Annotated in this window: 10 protein-coding genes, 20 tRNA genes, 3 rRNA genes and 4 pseudogenes; 7 read left to right on the forward strand and 30 right to left on the reverse strand. The window is 41.6% G+C overall.

Going from position 1 to position 18,061, the window contains the following annotated elements:
- Window positions 1-152: 152 nt before the first annotated feature.
- The 3 pseudogenes from QUF91_RS21710 to QUF91_RS21720 all read left to right on the forward strand — a co-directional run.
- A pseudogene (locus QUF91_RS21710) lies at window positions 153-318 on the forward strand (IS5/IS1182 family transposase); the annotation flags it as partial.
- Window positions 319-830: pseudogene (locus QUF91_RS21715) on the forward strand (IS1595 family transposase); the annotation flags it as partial.
- Between the two features lie 61 nt (window positions 831-891).
- A pseudogene (locus QUF91_RS21720) lies at window positions 892-1,595 on the forward strand (alpha/beta hydrolase).
- Window positions 1,596-1,876: 281 nt separating this feature from the next.
- On the opposite strand, the gene QUF91_RS21725 reads toward QUF91_RS21720, so the two are convergent.
- The 26 genes and pseudogenes from QUF91_RS21725 to QUF91_RS21850 form a co-directional block, all read right to left on the reverse strand.
- A tRNA-Glu gene (locus QUF91_RS21725) sits at window positions 1,877-1,948 on the reverse strand.
- Window positions 1,949-1,950: 2 nt separating this feature from the next.
- A tRNA-Ser gene (locus QUF91_RS21730) sits at window positions 1,951-2,041 on the reverse strand.
- Window positions 2,042-2,051: 10 nt separating this feature from the next.
- Window positions 2,052-2,128: transfer RNA gene (locus QUF91_RS21735), tRNA-Asn, on the reverse strand.
- A gap of 4 nt (window positions 2,129-2,132) precedes the next feature.
- Window positions 2,133-2,209, reverse strand: a tRNA-Ile gene (locus QUF91_RS21740).
- Between the two features lies 1 nt (window position 2,210).
- Window positions 2,211-2,284 (reverse strand) — tRNA-Gly (locus QUF91_RS21745).
- A 5-nt stretch (window positions 2,285-2,289) separates the two neighbouring features.
- Window positions 2,290-2,365 (reverse strand) — tRNA-Phe (locus QUF91_RS21750).
- 60 nt (window positions 2,366-2,425) lie between these two features.
- Window positions 2,426-2,501 (reverse strand) — tRNA-Asp (locus tag QUF91_RS21755).
- A 3-nt stretch (window positions 2,502-2,504) separates the two neighbouring features.
- Window positions 2,505-2,579, reverse strand: a tRNA-Met gene (locus QUF91_RS21760).
- Window positions 2,580-2,628: 49 nt separating this feature from the next.
- Window positions 2,629-2,721: transfer RNA gene (locus QUF91_RS21765), tRNA-Ser, on the reverse strand.
- Window positions 2,722-2,736: 15 nt separating this feature from the next.
- Window positions 2,737-2,813: transfer RNA gene (locus tag QUF91_RS21770), tRNA-Ile, on the reverse strand.
- 7 nt (window positions 2,814-2,820) lie between these two features.
- Window positions 2,821-2,894, reverse strand: a tRNA-Met gene (locus tag QUF91_RS21775).
- Between the two features lie 25 nt (window positions 2,895-2,919).
- A tRNA-Ala gene (locus QUF91_RS21780) sits at window positions 2,920-2,995 on the reverse strand.
- 6 nt (window positions 2,996-3,001) lie between these two features.
- Window positions 3,002-3,078, reverse strand: a tRNA-Pro gene (locus tag QUF91_RS21785).
- Between the two features lie 17 nt (window positions 3,079-3,095).
- Window positions 3,096-3,172, reverse strand: a tRNA-Arg gene (locus QUF91_RS21790).
- 15 nt (window positions 3,173-3,187) lie between these two features.
- Window positions 3,188-3,276 (reverse strand) — tRNA-Leu (locus tag QUF91_RS21795).
- 5 nt (window positions 3,277-3,281) lie between these two features.
- Window positions 3,282-3,356, reverse strand: a tRNA-Gly gene (locus QUF91_RS21800).
- Between the two features lie 48 nt (window positions 3,357-3,404).
- Window positions 3,405-3,489, reverse strand: a tRNA-Leu gene (locus QUF91_RS21805).
- A 21-nt stretch (window positions 3,490-3,510) separates the two neighbouring features.
- Window positions 3,511-3,586, reverse strand: a tRNA-Lys gene (locus tag QUF91_RS21810).
- A gap of 7 nt (window positions 3,587-3,593) precedes the next feature.
- Window positions 3,594-3,669 (reverse strand) — tRNA-Thr (locus QUF91_RS21815).
- A gap of 3 nt (window positions 3,670-3,672) precedes the next feature.
- Window positions 3,673-3,748, reverse strand: a tRNA-Val gene (locus QUF91_RS21820).
- Between the two features lie 10 nt (window positions 3,749-3,758).
- Window positions 3,759-3,874, reverse strand: a 5S ribosomal RNA gene (gene rrf, locus QUF91_RS21825).
- A gap of 115 nt (window positions 3,875-3,989) precedes the next feature.
- Window positions 3,990-6,917: ribosomal RNA gene (locus QUF91_RS21830) — 23S ribosomal RNA — on the reverse strand.
- Between the two features lie 181 nt (window positions 6,918-7,098).
- A 16S ribosomal RNA gene (locus QUF91_RS21835) occupies window positions 7,099-8,650 on the reverse strand.
- The 16S, 23S and 5S rRNA genes sit together here with 20 tRNA genes alongside, the layout of an rRNA operon.
- Before the next feature lie 577 nt (window positions 8,651-9,227).
- Window positions 9,228-10,304, reverse strand: coding sequence for a hypothetical protein (locus QUF91_RS21840; RefSeq protein WP_289419307.1), 1,077 nt, complete (start codon window positions 10,302-10,304; stop codon window positions 9,228-9,230).
- Between the two features lie 95 nt (window positions 10,305-10,399).
- Window positions 10,400-10,732: a hypothetical protein gene (locus tag QUF91_RS21845; protein ID WP_289419308.1), complete on the reverse strand. Its 333-nt coding sequence runs from the start codon at window positions 10,730-10,732 to the stop codon at window positions 10,400-10,402.
- Window positions 10,733-10,848: 116 nt separating this feature from the next.
- Window positions 10,849-11,521, reverse strand: a pseudogene (locus tag QUF91_RS21850) (DMT family transporter); the annotation flags it as partial.
- A 284-nt stretch (window positions 11,522-11,805) separates the two neighbouring features.
- Between QUF91_RS21850 and QUF91_RS21855 the strand changes: the two are divergent.
- Together QUF91_RS21855 and QUF91_RS21860 are read left to right on the forward strand one after the other, a co-directional pair.
- Entirely contained in the window at window positions 11,806-12,525 is a 720-nt protein-coding gene (locus QUF91_RS21855) for an MgtC/SapB family protein (RefSeq protein WP_285395179.1), read from the forward strand.
- Window positions 12,526-12,539: 14 nt separating this feature from the next.
- Window positions 12,540-13,535 (forward strand): cation diffusion facilitator family transporter, encoded by a 996-nt coding sequence (locus QUF91_RS21860; protein WP_285395178.1) that lies wholly within the window; start codon window positions 12,540-12,542, stop codon window positions 13,533-13,535.
- Window positions 13,536-13,626: 91 nt separating this feature from the next.
- On the opposite strand, the gene QUF91_RS21865 is transcribed toward QUF91_RS21860, so the two are convergent.
- Both QUF91_RS21865 and QUF91_RS21870 read right to left on the reverse strand, forming a co-directional pair.
- Window positions 13,627-14,295 (reverse strand): hypothetical protein, encoded by a 669-nt coding sequence (locus QUF91_RS21865; protein ID WP_285395177.1) that lies wholly within the window; start codon window positions 14,293-14,295, stop codon window positions 13,627-13,629.
- A 210-nt stretch (window positions 14,296-14,505) separates the two neighbouring features.
- Complete coding sequence (locus QUF91_RS21870; RefSeq protein ID WP_285395176.1) at window positions 14,506-15,669, reverse strand: iron-containing alcohol dehydrogenase; 1,164 nt, start codon at window positions 15,667-15,669, stop codon at window positions 14,506-14,508.
- A 178-nt stretch (window positions 15,670-15,847) separates the two neighbouring features.
- Here QUF91_RS21870 and QUF91_RS21875 point away from each other — a divergent pair, with 178 nt between their 5' ends.
- Window positions 15,848-16,018, forward strand: a complete 171-nt coding sequence (locus QUF91_RS21875; protein WP_285395175.1) for a hypothetical protein — start codon at window positions 15,848-15,850, stop codon at window positions 16,016-16,018.
- A gap of 16 nt (window positions 16,019-16,034) precedes the next feature.
- On the opposite strand, the gene QUF91_RS21880 is transcribed toward QUF91_RS21875, so the two are convergent.
- Entirely contained in the window at window positions 16,035-16,175 is a 141-nt protein-coding gene (locus QUF91_RS21880) for a hypothetical protein (protein WP_289419309.1), read from the reverse strand.
- A gap of 115 nt (window positions 16,176-16,290) precedes the next feature.
- Between QUF91_RS21880 and QUF91_RS21885 the strand changes: the two genes are divergently transcribed.
- Complete coding sequence (locus QUF91_RS21885) at window positions 16,291-16,629, forward strand: hypothetical protein (protein WP_289419310.1); 339 nt, start codon at window positions 16,291-16,293, stop codon at window positions 16,627-16,629.
- Window positions 16,630-16,795: 166 nt separating this feature from the next.
- Here QUF91_RS21885 and QUF91_RS21890 read toward each other — a convergent pair whose 3' ends face one another.
- Window positions 16,796-18,040 carry a Glu/Leu/Phe/Val family dehydrogenase gene (locus QUF91_RS21890; RefSeq protein ID WP_285395174.1) on the reverse strand — a complete coding sequence of 415 codons (1,245 nt, stop codon included), beginning with the start codon at window positions 18,038-18,040 and terminating at the stop codon, window positions 16,796-16,798.
- Window positions 18,041-18,061: the final 21 nt, after the last annotated feature.

An 18,061-nucleotide genomic window follows, 5' to 3' on the forward strand; every position in this document is an offset into this window, starting at 1 on the left:
AAAGTAAATATAGTAAGAAGCCCGAAAAATTTTACGAACAGTAAAGTTTTCCGGGCTTTGTATTTGAACATATAAATTTTGATAAAAAGAAAGGACACCCTCTGATAAAATTAAAGTAACCAAACCATAACCAATCAGAAAGAAGTGTCCTTATGCTTAAAAATTATAATATGCATCAAGTTGTTTTACGCTAAATTTAGAAATAAAACTTCAAGAAAATGATATCGCTACGCCATCAATGATTTAGTGGAAAGTATTCCAAATGAAGCATTCGATTCATTTCTTCGAAACACGGGTTGCCCAGCTTATCACCCGCGAAAAGGTACAAAACCTTCTAAAATGCCGAGAATCTCGTAATAGAGGAAAACAGATTAAAAAGAGAGGTATATCTTACGAACGGTTTGTATTGCTACTGCTATTGATAGACAGGGTAATCTAATTATGGAGTTATTATGTAGAGGTAGAATGACACACCAAGAATTAGAAAGACTCTATGACGGTCGTGTAGGGGGTAACTCTATCTTTTGTACTGATAGTCATAAGAGTTATGTTCAGTTTGCCAAGATTTTTCATTGGAACATAAGCGTATACAAAGAGGAAAACGTAAAGAAGGAATTTACCATATTCAACACATTAATGCTGTACACAGCAAATTAAAAAAGTGGATGAATAAGTTTAATGGTGTTGCAACTAAATATATCAGCAATTATTTGTATTGGTTTAAATGGCTATAATTATTTGAAACTGACAAAGAAGTTGTTAAAATCAAGAACTTTATGGTTCAATGCAATGTAGCCCATGCTTATACAAGAGTAACAATATTTATTTAGGTATATACATTTGTAATATTAGGAATAACGAATTATTTATATTTCATGGAGGAAAATTTCAATGATAAAAAGTAATTTTAAAATAGAAAATATTCCAGCGATTTTATGGGGTGACAAATCAGATAAGTTATTTGTGGTAGTGCATGGTAACATGTCAAATAAGGCAGATGACTCGATTATTGTATTTGCAGAAGAAGCAACAGCAGTAGGTTATCAAGTGCTTAGTTTTGATTTACCTCAACATGGTGACCGTAAGGATGATACTTATCTTTGCAAAGTTCAAAACTGTGTTCAAGACCTTAATACAATTATGATCTATGCAAAATCGTTATCAAATAATATAAGCATTTTTGCTTGTAGCATGGGAGTATATTTTAGCCTATTAGAATATAGCCATGAGCCGTTGAAGCAGTGTTTGTTTCTCTCTCCTGTGGTAAATATGGAACGTATCATAAATAATATGATGACATGGTTTAACGTAAGTGAGAGTAGACTAAAAATAGAGAAAGAAATTTCTACACCTATTGGACAAACTCTCTATTGGGACTACTACTGTTATGTGAAAGAACATCCTATTGTTGCTTGGAATAATCCAACTTCAATTCTCTATGGTTCAGAAGATAACTTATGTGAGTTTGACGTTGTATCTGAATTTAATAAACGTTTTAACTGTAATTTGCAAGTAATGGAGAACACTATTTCCATTCTGAGGAACAGTTGCAGTATTTCAGACAATGGCTGAAAAAACATATATACGTTAAATGATAATAAAAAATGATTGATGTATAATCTTCTTTAAAAGCGCATTAAGGGAAGTCAAAATGGCTTCCCTTAAAAGTTATATAATTTCAACATTGTTTTAAAACATCACCTTTCCTTTAATATCAGCTAGTTATATCCCAGACTCTTTTCGTTTTAGTTGATGGACGTTTTTTCAAAGATACATAGTACCAGTTGCTATTTTTATATTTCTCTATTTCTAAAAAGTTATCTTTCTACACAAAAAAGACAGTAGATGTAAGTTACATCTACTGTCTTTTTTAGTATGACCCGTACGGGATTCGAACCCGTGTTACCGCCGTGAAAGGGCGGTGTCTTAACCACTTGACCAACGGGCCAATGGCGGAGAAGGAGGGATTTGAACCCTCGCGCCGGTTACCCGACCTACACCCTTAGCAGGGGCGCCTCTTCAGCCTCTTGAGTACTTCCCCAAATAAAAAATGGCTCCGAAGGCAGGACTCGAACCTGCGACAACCTGATTAACAGTCAGGTGCTACTACCAACTGAGCTACTTCGGAATAATGGTGGGCCTAAATGGACTCGAACCATCGACCTCACGCTTATCAGGCGTGCGCTCTAACCAGCTGAGCTATAGGCCCTTGGAGCGGGTGATGAGAATCGAACTCACGACATCAGCTTGGAAGGCTGAGGTTTTACCATTAAACTACACCCGCAAATATGGTGGGTCAGGACGGAATCGAACCGCCGACACTTAGAGCTTCAATCTAATGCTCTACCAACTGAGCTACTGACCCATATTATCATGCTAAGCTTTCTTTACTCTTTTGCTTCTCATGTATTTCTTTTTAAAAAAATGGCGGTCCCGACCGGGATCGAACCGGCGATCTCCTGCGTGACAGGCAGGCATGTTAACCGCTACACCACGGGACCATTTGGTTGCGGGGGCCGGATTTGAACCAACGACCTTCGGGTTATGAGCCCGACGAGCTACCACTGCTCCACCCCGCGTTAACAATATTCTTTTCAAGTCTTTAAACACCATTTATAGAAATAAAACTGGAGGAGGTAGAGGGATTCGAACCCCCGCGCGGTGTTACCCGCCTGTCGGTTTTCAAGACCGATCCCTTCAGCCAGACTTGGGTATACCTCCGTGACAATATATAAATGGTGGACCTTGCAGGACTCGAACCTGCGACCGGACGGTTATGAGCCGTCTGCTCTAACCAACTGAGCTAAAGGTCCTTTAAGATGGCGGCAGAGGGGATCGAACCCCCGACCTTACGGGTATGAACCGTACGCTCTAGCCAGCTGAGCTACGCCGCCAGGATCTTTATACTGGTTATCTTTTTGGTGGAGCCTAGCGGGATCGAACCGCTGACCTCCTGCGTGCAAGGCAGGCGCTCTCCCAGCTGAGCTAAGGCCCCAAAGAATGGTCGGAATGACAGGATTCGAACCTACGACCCCTTGGTCCCAAACCAAGTGCTCTACCAAGCTGAGCTACATTCCGATAAACAAATATTTATATGGCGCGCCCGACAGGAGTCGAACCCATAACCTTCTGATCCGTAGTCAGACGCTCTATCCAATTGAGCTACGGGCGCTAATTATTAAAAAAATGGTGCCGAGGGCCGGAATCGAACCGGCACGGTAGTCACCTACCGCAGGATTTTAAGTCCTGTGCGTCTGCCAGTTCCGCCACCCCGGCACATTTGGAGCGGAAGACGAGGTTCGAACTCGCGACCCCCACCTTGGCAAGGTGGTGTTCTACCACTGAACTACTTCCGCATGTGCATAAGATTTATTTATCCTGGCAATTATGAAATTCTGAAAAAATGGTGCGGGTGAAGGGAGTCGAACCCCCACGCCTTGCGGCGCTAGATCCTAAGTCTAGTGCGTCTGCCAATTCCGCCACACCCGCATATTTTGTTGGCAATTTAAATGGTGAGCCATGAAGGACTCGAACCTTCGACCCTCTGATTAAAAGTCAGATGCTCTACCAACTGAGCTAATGGCTCAAAACTATGGTGCCGGCTATAGGAATCGAACCCACGACCTACTGATTACAAGTCAGTTGCTCTACCTGCTGAGCTAAACCGGCAAATGGTGGAGGATGACGGGCTCGAACCGCCGACCCCCTGCTTGTAAGGCAGGTGCTCTCCCAGCTGAGCTAATCCTCCTGGGTATAATGCCTAGCGACGTCCTACTCTCACAGGGGGAAGCCCCCAACTACCATCGGCGCTAAAGAGCTTAACTTCCGTGTTCGGTATGGGAACGGGTGTGACCTCTTTGCCATCATCACTAGACTATTTTAAAGACAAGATTTATTATAACATATTTTCGTTATAATCGCAAGCTTTTTTTAAAACTTTCTTGTTCTTTCAAAACTGGATAAACGGTGCATTGAATGTTTCAAACATTGTGGTTAAGTCCTCGATCGATTAGTATTCGTCAGCTCCATGTGTCACCACACTTCCACCTCGAACCTATCTACCTCATCGTCTTTGAGGGATCTTACTTACTTGCGTAATGGGAAATCTCATCTTGAGGGGGGCTTCATGCTTAGATGCTTTCAGCACTTATCCCGTCCACACATAGCTACCCAGCGATGCCTTTGGCAAGACAACTGGTACACCAGCGGTGTGTCCATCCCGGTCCTCTCGTACTAAGGACAGCTCCTCTCAAATTTCCTACGCCCACGACGGATAGGGACCGAACTGTCTCACGACGTTCTGAACCCAGCTCGCGTACCGCTTTAATGGGCGAACAGCCCAACCCTTGGGACCGACTACAGCCCCAGGATGCGATGAGCCGACATCGAGGTGCCAAACCTCCCCGTCGATGTGGACTCTTGGGGGAGATAAGCCTGTTATCCCCGGGGTAGCTTTTATCCGTTGAGCGATGGCCCTTCCATGCGGAACCACCGGATCACTAAGCCCGTCTTTCGACCCTGCTCGACTTGTAGGTCTCGCAGTCAAGCTCCCTTGTGCCTTTACACTCTACGAATGATTTCCAACCATTCTGAGGGAACCTTTGGGCGCCTCCGTTACCTTTTAGGAGGCGACCGCCCCAGTCAAACTGTCCGCCTGACACTGTCTCCTACCCCGCTAAGGGGCATGGGTTAGAATTTCAATACAACCAGGGTAGTATCCCACCGACGCCTCCTTCGAAGCTGGCGCTCCGAGATCTCTGGCTCCTACCTATCCTGTACAAGTTGTACCAAAATTCAATATCAGGCTACAGTAAAGCTCCACGGGGTCTTTCCGTCCTGTCGCGGGTAACCTGCATCTTCACAGGTACTATAATTTCACCGAGTCTCTCGTTGAGACAGTGCCCAGATCGTTACGCCTTTCGTGCGGGTCGGAACTTACCCGACAAGGAATTTCGCTACCTTAGGACCGTTATAGTTACGGCCGCCGTTTACTGGGGCTTCAATTCGCAGCTTCGCTTGCGCTAACCACTCCTCTTAACCTTCCAGCACCGGGCAGGCGTCAGCCCCTATACGTCACCTTACGGTTTTGCAGAGACCTGTGTTTTTGCTAAACAGTCGCCTGGGCCTATTCACTGCGGCTCTCATGCGCTTGCACGCTCAAGAGCACCCCTTCTCCCGAAGTTACGGGGTCATTTTGCCGAGTTCCTTAACGAGAGTTCTCTCGCACACCTTAGGATTCTCTCCTCGACTACCTGTGTCGGTTTGCGGTACGGGCACCTCTCACCTCGATAGAGGCTTTTCTTGGCAGTGTGAAATCAGGAACTTCGTCCATACGGACTCGCCATCACAGCTCAACGTTACAGTGTGCGGATTTGCCTACACACACGCCTTACTGCTTGGACGCGCACAACCAACGGCGCGCTTACCCTATCCTACTGCGTCCCCCCATTTCTCAAACGGTGAGGAGGTGGTACAGGAATATCAACCTGTTGTCCATCGCCTACGCCTATCGGCCTCGGCTTAGGTCCCGACTAACCCTGAGCGGACGAGCCTTCCTCAGGAAACCTTAGTCATACGGTGGACGGGATTCTCACCCGTCTTTCGCTACTCATACCGGCATTCTCACTTCTAAGCGCTCCACCAGTCCTTCCGATCTGACTTCAACGCACTTAGAACGCTCTCCTACCACTGACATCATAGATGTCAATCCACAGCTTCGGTGAATCGTTTAGCCCCGATACATTTTCGGCGCAGCGTCACTCGACCAGTGAGCTATTACGCACTCTTTAAATGATGGCTGCTTCTAAGCCAACATCCTGGTTGTCTGTGCAACGCCACATCCTTTTCCACTTAACGATTACTTTGGGACCTTAGCTGGTGGTCTGGGCTGTTTCCCTTTTGACTACGGATCTTATCACTCGCAGTCTGACTCCCGTGTATAAATATCTGGCATTCGGAGTTTGTCTGAATTCGGTAAACCGGGATGGCCCCCTAGTCCAAACAGTGCTCTACCTCCAGTATTCTCATCACGAGGCTAGCCCTAAAGCTATTTCGGAGAGAACCAGCTATCTCCAAGTTCGATTGGAATTTCTCCGCTACCCACACCTCATCCCCGCACTTTTCAACGTGCGTGGGTTCGGGCCTCCAGTAAGTGTTACCTCACCTTCACCCTGGACATGGGTAGATCACCTGGTTTCGGGTCTACGACCACGTACTAATTCGCCCTATTCAGACTCGCTTTCGCTGCGGCTCCGCCTTCTAAAGCTTAACCTCGCACGTAATCGTAACTCGCCGGTTCATTCTACAAAAGGCACGCTATCACCCATTAACGGGCTCTAACTACTTGTAGGCACACGGTTTCAGGATCTCTTTCACTCCCCTTCCGGGGTGCTTTTCACCTTTCCCTCACGGTACTGGTTCACTATCGGTCACTAGGTAGTATTTAGCCTTGGGAGATGGTCCTCCCGGATTCCGACGGAATTTCACGTGTTCCGCCGTACTCAGGATCCACTCAGGAGAGAACGAACTTTCGACTACAGGGCTTTTACCTGCTCTGGCGGACCTTTCCAAGTCGCTTCATCTAACTCGCTCTTTTGTAACTCCGTATAGAGTGTCCTACAACCCCAAGAGGCAAGCCTCTTGGTTTGGGCTCTTCCCGTTTCGCTCGCCGCTACTCAGGGAATCGATTTTTCTTTCTCTTCCTCCAGGTACTTAGATGTTTCAGTTCCCTGGGTCTGCCTTCAAGACGCTATGAATTCACGTCAAGATACTACGCGATTAAACGTAGTGGGTTCCCCCATTCGGAAATCTCCGGATCAAAGCTCACTTACAGCTCCCCGAAGCATATCGGTGTTAGTGCCGTCCTTCTTCGGCTCCTAGTGCCAAGGCATTCGCCGTGCGCCCTTAATAACTTAACCAAGTTATTAAGCCTATAAAAAAACTTAAAAAATTAATGTGTTTGTTACAATTTCAATGTCGTTTTATCCAGTTTTCAAAGAACAAGTTTTGAAGTGTTTCATTCGTAAGAATGAACCTTCAAAACTGAACGCAAAACGTAATCTTACAAACCCTAGGTTTGTATTCCGAAAATATCCTTAGAAAGGAGGTGATCCAGCCGCACCTTCCGATACGGCTACCTTGTTACGACTTCACCCCAATCATCTATCCCACCTTCGGCGGCTGGCTCCAAAAGGTTACCCCACCGACTTCGGGTGTTACAAACTCTCGTGGTGTGACGGGCGGTGTGTACAAGGCCCGGGAACGTATTCACCGCGGCATGCTGATCCGCGATTACTAGCGATTCCGGCTTCATGTAGGCGAGTTGCAGCCTACAATCCGAACTGAGAACGACTTTATCGGATTAGCTCCCTCTCGCGAGTTGGCAACCGTTTGTATCGTCCATTGTAGCACGTGTGTAGCCCAGGTCATAAGGGGCATGATGATTTGACGTCATCCCCACCTTCCTCCGGTTTGTCACCGGCAGTCACCTTAGAGTGCCCAACTAAATGATGGCAACTAAGATCAAGGGTTGCGCTCGTTGCGGGACTTAACCCAACATCTCACGACACGAGCTGACGACAACCATGCACCACCTGTCACCGTTGTCCCCGAAGGGAAAACCATATCTCTACAGTGGTCAACGGGATGTCAAGACCTGGTAAGGTTCTTCGCGTTGCTTCGAATTAAACCACATGCTCCACCGCTTGTGCGGGCCCCCGTCAATTCCTTTGAGTTTCAGTCTTGCGACCGTACTCCCCAGGCGGAGTGCTTAATGCGTTAGCTGCAGCACTAAGGGGCGGAAACCCCCTAACACTTAGCACTCATCGTTTACGGCGTGGACTACCAGGGTATCTAATCCTGTTTGCTCCCCACGCTTTCGCGCCTCAGCGTCAGTTACAGACCAGAAAGTCGCCTTCGCCACTGGTGTTCCTCCAAATCTCTACGCATTTCACCGCTACACTTGGAATTCCACTTTCCTCTTCTGCACTCAAGTCCCCCAGTTTCCAATGACCCTCCACGGTTGAGCCGTGGGCTTTCACATCAGACTTAAAGGACCGCCTGCGCGCGCTTTACGCCCAATAATTCCGGACAACGCTTGCCACCTACGTATTACCGCGGCTGCTGGCACGTAGTTAGCCGTGGCTTTCTAATAAGGTACCGTCAAGGTACAGCCAGTTACTACTGTACTTGTTCTTCCCTTACAACAGAGTTTTACGATCCGAAAACCTTCTTCACTCACGCGGCGTTGCTCCATCAGGCTTTCGCCCATTGTGGAAGATTCCCTACTGCTGCCTCCCGTAGGAGTCTGGGCCGTGTCTCAGTCCCAGTGTGGCCGATCACCCTCTCAGGTCGGCTACGCATCGTCGCCTTGGTGAGCCGTTACCTCACCAACTAGCTAATGCGCCGCGGGCCCATCTTATAGCGACAGCCGAAACCGTCTTTCAGTGTTTCACCATGAGGTAAAACAGATTATTCGGTATTAGCCCCGGTTTCCCGGAGTTATCCCAAACTATAAGGTAGGTTGCCCACGTGTTACTCACCCGTCCGCCGCTAACGTCAAAGGAGCAAGCTCCTTCTCTGTTCGCTCGACTTGCATGTATTAGGCACGCCGCCAGCGTTCGTCCTGAGCCAGGATCAAACTCTCCATAAAAAGAAATTTGATTAGCTCAAATTGTTTTGCTGGCATCATGTTTGATGTCCAAAATTTTGTTTCGTTCACCAACTCAAGGTCAGCTACTAAAAACTTTATTGATTACGTTTTGCTTGTTCAGTTTTCAAGGTTCATGTTTGTTGCTGTTTGTTTTCAGCGACTTTATTATCATAACTTGTATTCAACAAGAAGTCAACAACTTTTTTCAAAATCTTTTTTATCAAGTCGTCCTTCTTGTTAAGGACAAGTAATAATATATAATATACAATTTTAAAAATCAAGCTTTTTTAGAAAAAAACTTAAAAAACTTTTTCTCTTCGACTACAAACAATAGAATTCCTACTATAACAATTAAACCACCAATAACTTCTGACTACTCCCACAGCTAAAGCAGCGGGGTTCTTATATACTTAAAAGAAGCGTTACAAAGCTCTCCACAGATGGTGTTGCCATGTTCTGTGTACAACATCTTTGATTTATCTTCTGTTCTATAAGACTTTCTTATTTACACAACCGATGTTGTGTTGGCAATAAGTTTTAACGAAGGCAGGTAGCTCTACCTACGGAGGAATACCCCTTACTTGATTTGTTTGATACCCATGCTAAGAGGGAATGCTTTCTTTACTTGTTTCAAGTCTTCTATATGTTGATTGTGTAACTCTAAAAAGGTAGTAAACGTTTTATTGCATAAGTCTCGATTAGTTTGTTGTAAATTTGGTTCACTATTCATCAGTAAAAACGCACTATATAAATCTCGTTGTACAAGATGACTTCCAATTTGACTCCAACGTTGATGGAGTTTTTTCTTTTCATAACGATCCGTCACATGGTTATACTGACTGGCTCTAAAGGTGATCGTATTTACTTTCTGTATCGTTTGCTTTGTGTAACCTAATTTTTGATGGATGATTTCCACTAGCATCGCAGGGGCATGATTCCCAATGCTTTTTCCAAAACGCTTTTTGGATTGGATTTTACCCTTTATATTTGTTTTGGTTTCTTTTGTACGCTTTGCTAATCCTTTAAAATGCATGGTTTCGATGTACACTTCATCGCCAAGAGACAAGATTTTATTGGCTAACGCACCATGTTGTTCTTTGATGTAGGAAGCTTTCATTCTATATAATTCTTTTATTTGTTTTTTTGTTTTTTGATAGTTTTTACTATAGGTCCAACGGAGTTTGACGCCATGTTTGATCGTACCATCCTTGTTGAAATTGTTAGGATTTGTACTTCTACGACTTCTATCCAATTTGCGTAATAAACGTCTTTTTTGCTTCTCCAATAAAGGTACTTCTGGTGCAAGTTGTTGGATGAAAACGGTTTCTTCTGAAACAACCGCAATGGTAGAAGGACCGATGTCAATACCTACTCGTTTTTGTTTTTGATAGGCATGTCGAAAGGCTCCTGTAGATGGAATTCTCTTTGCAGGAGGAACCCCATCTATCACGAGTTGTACGTAAAAAGTATGTACTCCACGAATCACTTTTTTGACTAGACGACAATAATTAATGGAATGAAGAGCAAGGGATTCTTTTACAAACAAATCTTGTTTGCGAATACGAACAGGAAGGGTTAATCCATTCCAATAGACACTATTCTCTTTAAATCGAATGCCCGCTTTATTAGATTTCCCTTCTACAGAATGAAGCATTCCGTAACGTTTAAAGTGTGCTTTGCTCCCTTTAAATAGAACATCCTGAACCGCTTTCCAAACAGTAGAGGCGATTTTCTGAGAAGTATTGCTATCTATATGTTTTTTATAGTTATGTTGATGCTTTTAATATACGCATGCAGTTGATTTTCACTTAATCCAAAAGATTGACGAATGTTATTTAATTCTTTTGCGGTCTGCTTCAATTCTTTTGTATCATTAGATTTTTTCGCTTTTTGGTAGCAACGTAATTGTTTTCGATAGTGTTTTGATTCCTGCATTAAAGTATATTGTTTTACTGCATAAGACAAAGTCGTATTATAGAGTGTACGGGCAATCTCAAAACGTTTTAATAAGATATCCTTTTGCCATGTATCTATAAGTAACTTAAGTTCTATAATAAAACAATCCTTTTTCGATTTCGTCATTACCCGTCACTCCTTTATTTTTTGATTATTCACAATATACAACGAAAACGTATGTTCTGTAAAGAAAAAAGCACTTCATTCCTCCCACCTCTGAAGAAGTGGGCTTCCTGAAGCTCAATTCTGTGACCAAATAAATTAGGCACTATCGCTAATAAAATAAACCATATCCAGTCCATAATAGAATAAGGCCCGAAAGATTCACCTTTAATAAGAACATAGAAAAATAACGTAATTGTACTAACAACATAAACAATCATCGTGTAAGTCACAAGAGATAACCTTTTACGTACATCCTGTCCAAATAAAAAGTAAGCTGTAACGAGTGCGCACGCAATAAGAGCAAGCATATCTCCATAAAATGCAGTTCCACTAAGTTTAAAATCTCCCCAACTAATTAAAACACATCCGATTATCGCAATTGCTCCTGCAATAATAGTTTTTACAGTAATCTCTTCTTTAAAGAAAAAATATGTACCTATAAATGCAAACAGTGGCTGAAGGGCCACCAAAACTGTAGAACTTGCTACAGAAGTGTAATTGAGTGATTCAAACCACATTATAAAATGAAAGGCTAAAAATATCCCTGCAATTGAAGAAAAAAGCCAATCACGTATTCTTAATTGTTTGATCTCATTAGTGTATTTCCAAAAAAACAGAGGAGCCATTATTAAGACTGAAAACAACATGCGGTAAAACGCAATAACCCCTGCTTCTGCATTTGCTAATTTTAGATACAGAAACAACACCAATAAAAATAGGGATGTATGGATGAATTTTTGGTTTCTCCATAAAATCCAACCTCCATTTAACTTATTTTTAGCGAAAGTTTGGGTACCCGCTGAACACTCACTTAAATCCACATTTATCTCACTACCTATATAGGTGGGTGACTTTTGCCTGAAAGAAGATCGATTATGCCTCGGCATAATTGCGTCTGGACACTCGCTGAAAGAAGTAAAAAAATACTTATACATCATTACTATCGTGATGTACAATACAAAAAAGTAATGCACATATAATAATGACACCTTGCATATCTCTTAGCAATACGAAATATCTGTGGAGGGTTGCTTATGGAAAACTTGTTTGGAAATATGATTACATATGAAGTTGGCATAAAATTAGTTATTGCAGCCACATTAAGTTTAGTAATCGGCATTGAAAGGGAATTAAAAAAGAAACCCGTAGGATTAAAAACGAGCTTAGTCATTGCTACATTTAGCTGTTTACTAACTATCATTTCGATAGAAACCGCCTATTCAACACCCCCAAGGTCTGATATCAATATTACCATGGACCCTCTTCGCTTAGCTGCCCAAGTTGTTAGTGGAATTGGATTTCTTGGAGCAGGTGTTATTTTAAGACGTGGAAATGATAGTATCTCAGGTTTAACAACAGCTGCAATGATTTGGGGAGCAGCTGGGATAGGAATTGCAGTTGGCGCAGGATTTTATATGGATGCTACATTAGCTGTTATTATCATTGTCTTCGGAATTGAGGTTTTATCGCCTTTCCTAATGAAAATAGGACCAAAACGGATTCGTATGCGGGAAATATCATTGAAAGTTCAGATTAACGATGATAAAAACAGTGAATCCTTTCTGCAATTTCTAAAGGAGAACAATATCATTATCGAAAACATCCGCATTCAAGATGTGCCAAATAATGATAATGTTTTACATGAATTAGATTTACGTTTATCATTAATTATCTCTGATAACTTACTGTCATTTTATCGTTCATTACGAGCACTACCTTATATAGAAAAAATAGAAATGGAAATTTTAAATTAGTTGGAGGATTCTTCGTGGCTGAACTATTAAAACTATTAAAAGACGGTAATAAACCCTCTCTAATGGCGGCATTCGTCAATGCCTTTTTAGGAATTATTAAAGGTGTTGCCTTTTTCCTTACAGGTAATGTTGCCATGTTTGCAGAAATGATGCACTCTCTAGGGGATGCCGCAAACCAATTTTTCGTTTATATCGGCTCAGCGCTTTCTAAAAAAGCACCGACAAAACAATTCCCTGCAGGCTTTGGCCGAATTGTAAATTTAGTTTGTCTTTTTGCCGTTATTATTGTAGCCATCCTTTCTTATGAAACGGTAAAAGAAGGTTGGCATCATTTTATACACCCTGCTGCAGAATCTAAAGGAATGCTCATTGCACTTGGAGTATTATTGATCGGGACTGTTTTAGAAGGGTCCGTTCTTGCTAAAGCTGCGGTTGAAATTCTCCATGAAGCCGGGCAGGAAAAAGCAGGAATATTAACAGCAATTCCTAAAGCTTTTGGCTATTTACATCGTGCAAAACCAGCAACAAAATTAGTATTTATGGAAGACTTAGTTGCTACAGGTGGTAATGTTTTAGCCTTCACCGCTATTTTAATCGCACATTTTACAGGCTGGACAAGAATAGAAGGACTAGTTTCAATGATTATTGGCTGTATGATGTTCTATGTAGTAGCAAAAGTGTTCCTTGATAATGCCCGTGGTGTTATCGGTGAAACAGACGAAGAAATGCTCAACCATATCGCTCATCTTGTTATGGATGATCCGAACATTCAAGATATTGTACGTTTAGAGGTCATTAAAGAAGGCGAATTTTTACATGTGGAACTAGTTGCTGAAGCTGATGCTAACCTATCACTCGCTTTTCTAGATGATGTACGCGACCATTTGACAGAGATCATTTCAAGTCAGAAGGGCGTATCAAAAGTAGCTATTTTATTTGATGAAGATGATGGGAAAATAGATTGGGTGCATATTGGCGAAAGACCAGATGACTCAACATTAAAACAGTAACATCAGCCTTATTATCCAAAATATTTTTTCTATAATAAGATAATTAGCCAATTGCCGTATTTCAGGCAGTTGGCTATTTTTTATATCTATATTAGATGATTTCGTTTTGATTAGTTGTATCTTCAATAGAGCAAATCTCTTCATTATTTACAAAAACATGATTTGTAATCAGAAAAGTTAATACTCTTTTTAATGCGATAATCTTTTTTACACCCCGTTGTTGAATAACTATTTTTGAGAATTTTAATGTCGCTATACGATTAGCTAATGCATATTCTTCAGCTTTCGTAATCTCTCTACCGTCTACCTGACATCCCAAAATAAAATGACCAGCATAAGAATCCTTCAATACATTAGAATGCATAGATTGGTAATGTACCTCTGCAATTGAATCATCATTATTCATCATTTGATGAGCCACCAAATAATTTTTCAAAGAACCATTTAAATCAATCGCGATAGCTGTATCTGCTAGTATTGTTCGATAATAGACTAGCACCTTTTCAGCATCCTTTAAATAAGGTTTCACTTCTACAACGATTTCCCCAGAAGAACGTACAAATACTTGTACACTTGCTTTATTTACACCGTCTGTAAAGGTAATATTCGTTTGGCCAAATCGTAAACTTTTAAAAATTATACTTTGATCAACAATGTATCCCCTGACAATCTGATCATTTTCAATTTGCAGTAAGTTAGCTTCAATTCCCAATACTTCTACACAATTTTGCATTTTATAAACATGCTGTTGAAATGACATCTCTATATTTGCTCCCTCTCCGTCCTTATCTGGTCTTTATTTTAATAAATATAGTTGAACAAATTCTGAACAATTCTACAATTAACGAGAAAATACGACAAAGACAAATATCAATTATGCCTCGGCACAATTGCGTCCGGAATCGGCTGAAAGAAGTTAAATAAAAAAAATACGAGACTACAACACGTAGCCTCATATCTATATTTAATATTAAAGTGAGTTTTGCAAAATAGTACGGACATCTTCTTCCTGTAATTTGTTGAAGTTTCCAAAAGGTCCATTTTGCATAGCATGTTCTACAATTTGATCGAATTTCGAATCATCAATTTCATAATCTGCAAGGCGACTCGGAGCTCCTAATGAAGTCCAGAATGCCGATAAACGATCAATCCCTTCATTTGCAACCTCTTCTATAGACTTTCCTGTCGCATCAACACCAAAGACGCGTGTTGCAAGGCCTGCAAAACGTTCTGGATTCACCGATACACTTAGACGCATCCAATGGGGCTGTAAAATAGCTAAACCACCTGCATGAGGAATATCGTAAACTGCAGATACAGCATGCTCAATATTATGTGACGCCCAATCTCCACGAGAGCCAATTGATAAGAATCCATTTAACCCAATTGTTCCAGCTAATAAAATGGTTTCACGTAATTTAGTATTCTCTAAATCTTCAAGTAATTTAGGGGCTGTAGTTATAACAGTTCGTAACACACCTTCACACATTTCATCTGTAATTGGTGTATTCGTCGCACTATGGAAATACTGTTCAAATACATGTGACATCATATCAACGATTCCATAAACTGTGTGATTCTTTGGTACTGTCACTGTATACGCTGGATTTAAAATCGAAAATTTCGGGAATGCAGCGGGGCTACCCCAGCCTAGTTTTTCTTCTGTAGCCGCGTTTGTTATGACAGATCCTGAGTTCATTTCAGAACCTGTTGCTGCTAGCGTTAAAACTGTTCCGAGCGGTAAAGCGTCCTGTACAAATACTTTACGCTTCACAATATCCCACGCATCACCATCATATTTTGCACCAGCAACTATTAATTTTGAACAGTCAATTACAGAACCGCCTCCAACGGCTAGAACAAGATCGATTTCTTCTTTTTTACAAAGATCAATGCCACGTCTTGCTGTTTCTACACGTGGATTTGGTTCTACATCGCTTAATTCAAAGATCGTTTTATCCGCTTCTTGTAATTTTTCGATGACGGCATTGTATACACCATTCTTCTTAATGCTACCTCCTCCATATACAACTAACACCTTTTTACCGTATGGCGCTACCTCTTTTGCTAGCTTTTCCAGTGCATCTTCACCAAAATGTAACTTCACTGGGTTATAAAATGTAAATGAATCCATTCAATTCGCCCCTTTCTAGTTGGATTTTCTCATATTTTTGTTGATGAAAGCAAAGATTAAATTTTGGACATATACTCATAATAAATTATCCGTCCCAGTTTAATCCGTCTGTTCAGATTTTGTTTAGTTAACCCATGTATAGTAAAAGCTTAGTACATGAAACAAAGGAATTTTATTTATGCTTAAAATTGCGATTATTAGCGGTGTTGTTATTATTATTGGAAGCTTCATACTTATGTGCATCCTGCAATTACGTAAGGAACGGAAAGAAAAAAAGATGATATTAGAGCAACGTCTTGAACATCTTCTTCAGTCGAATAAAAAAAGAAAAAACGAGTCATCCCATTAAACAGGAATGGCTCGTTTTATATTAGGAAAAATAAAGGCTCTTCACCAAAACGTGTGGTTGATTTCCGTTCCGACTGGGCGCTTTCCTGGGGGCGTCCGATGAGCCGCTTCACTCGCGGTGCTCGCTCCAGGGTCTCATCTGTGACGCTGATCCCCAAGGAGTCGCCCAGCCTCCACTACAATCAACTAATATACAGTGCATATATTTAAAAAAATGTCATCCACAACTTTTAGTGATGAGCCAAAATAAAATCGTAAAGGAAATTCTTGTGAATGTTACGACACTTTAGACTGAGTGTAATTTCCGTTCGACACTATTCGCTTTCCTACGAGCGCGATTTTCGGCATTTTATCAGCGATTTCCTCGGTGTTATCAGCGATTCTCTGCAGTTTATCAGCGATTTCCTCGGTGTTATCAGCGATTCTGGCATTTTATCAGCGATTTCCTCGGTGTTATCAGCGATTTTTGGCATTTTATCAGCGATTTCCTCGGTGTTATCAGCGATTTTTGGCATTTTATCAGCGATTGGTATTTTGGAGCATCGATTCGCTTCCTCCGCTTTCGCACATAAAACACTTGTTGCTGATGTTTGTTTTAATATATTAGAATGACATGCCAGAATTCGAACGCCCCCAGGAAAGCAACCCCCTCGTTTTGCCGATGAACCATACTTTATTTAATATGACACCTTTATTTCATTCACATAATAGTTTTTCACAAAAATGAAACGAGTCATCCCATTATTAAAGGAATGACTCGTTTTTAGTTATATATTGATTAAACCCATCCACGGAAGCGTGAAGCTTCTGCAGTACGGCGAACACCTACCATATAAGCTGCTAAACGCATATTAATGTTTCGTGTTGTCGCTGTTGTATAAACGTTTTCAAATGCATCAACCATTTTTTTGTATAGACGTTCTTCAACTTCTTCTTCTGTCCAGTAATAACCTTGGTTATTTTGTACCCATTCGAAGTAAGAAACTGTAACCCCACCAGCAGATGCTAATACGTCTGGTACAAGTAAAATGCCACGCTCAGATAAAATTCTAGTTGCTTCAGCAGTTGTTGGACCATTCGCTGCTTCTACTACGATGTTTGCTTTAACGTTGTGTGCATTGTCAGCAGTAATTTGATTTTCAATAGCAGCTGGCACTAGAATATCACAATCAAGCTCTAATAATTCTTTGTTTGAAATTGTGTTTTCAAATAAAGTTGTTACTGTACCAAAGCTATCACGACGATCTAATAAGTATTCGATATCTAAACCTTCAGGATCATGAAGTGCACCATAAGCATCTGAAATACCGATTACTTTTGCACCTAAATCATGCATGAATTTTGCAAGGAAGCTACCTGCGTTACCGAAGCCTTGAATAACAACGCGTGCACCTTTAATATCAATGCCACGTTTTTTTGCTGCTTCTTGGATAACGATTGTTACTCCTTGTGCAGTAGCACGGTCACGACCTTGTGAACCACCAAGCACTAGTGGCTTACCTGTGATGAAACCTGGTGAGTTGAATTCGTCCATACGGCTATATTCATCCATCATCCAAGCCATAATTTGTGCATTCGTAAATACGTCTGGAGCAGGGATATCTTTTGTTGGCCCTACGATTTGACTAACTGCACGTACATAACCACGGCTTAAACGTTCGATTTCATCCATAGACATTTGACGTGGGTCACAGATGACACCGCCTTTACCACCGCCATAAGGTAGATCCACGATACCGCATTTCAATGTCATCCACATTGAAAGCGCTTTAACTTCCTCTTCAGAAACTGCTGGATGGAAACGTACCCCACCTTTAGTTGGTCCTACTGCATCATTATGTTGTGCGCGGTAACCAGTAAACACTTTTGTTGTACCATCATCCATTTTGACTGGGATGCGTACTTGTAGCATACGAAGTGGTTCTTTTAATAATTCATACATTGCTTCGTCATAACCAAGTTTATTTAGAGCATCTTGAATGACATCTTGTGTTGATGTGAACAGGTTTAAGTTTTCAGACATATTAAATCGCCTCTTTGTTTT

This window comes from Lysinibacillus sp. G4S2 (genome assembly GCF_030348505.1).
GTDB lineage: Bacteria > Bacillota > Bacilli > Bacillales_A > Planococcaceae > Lysinibacillus.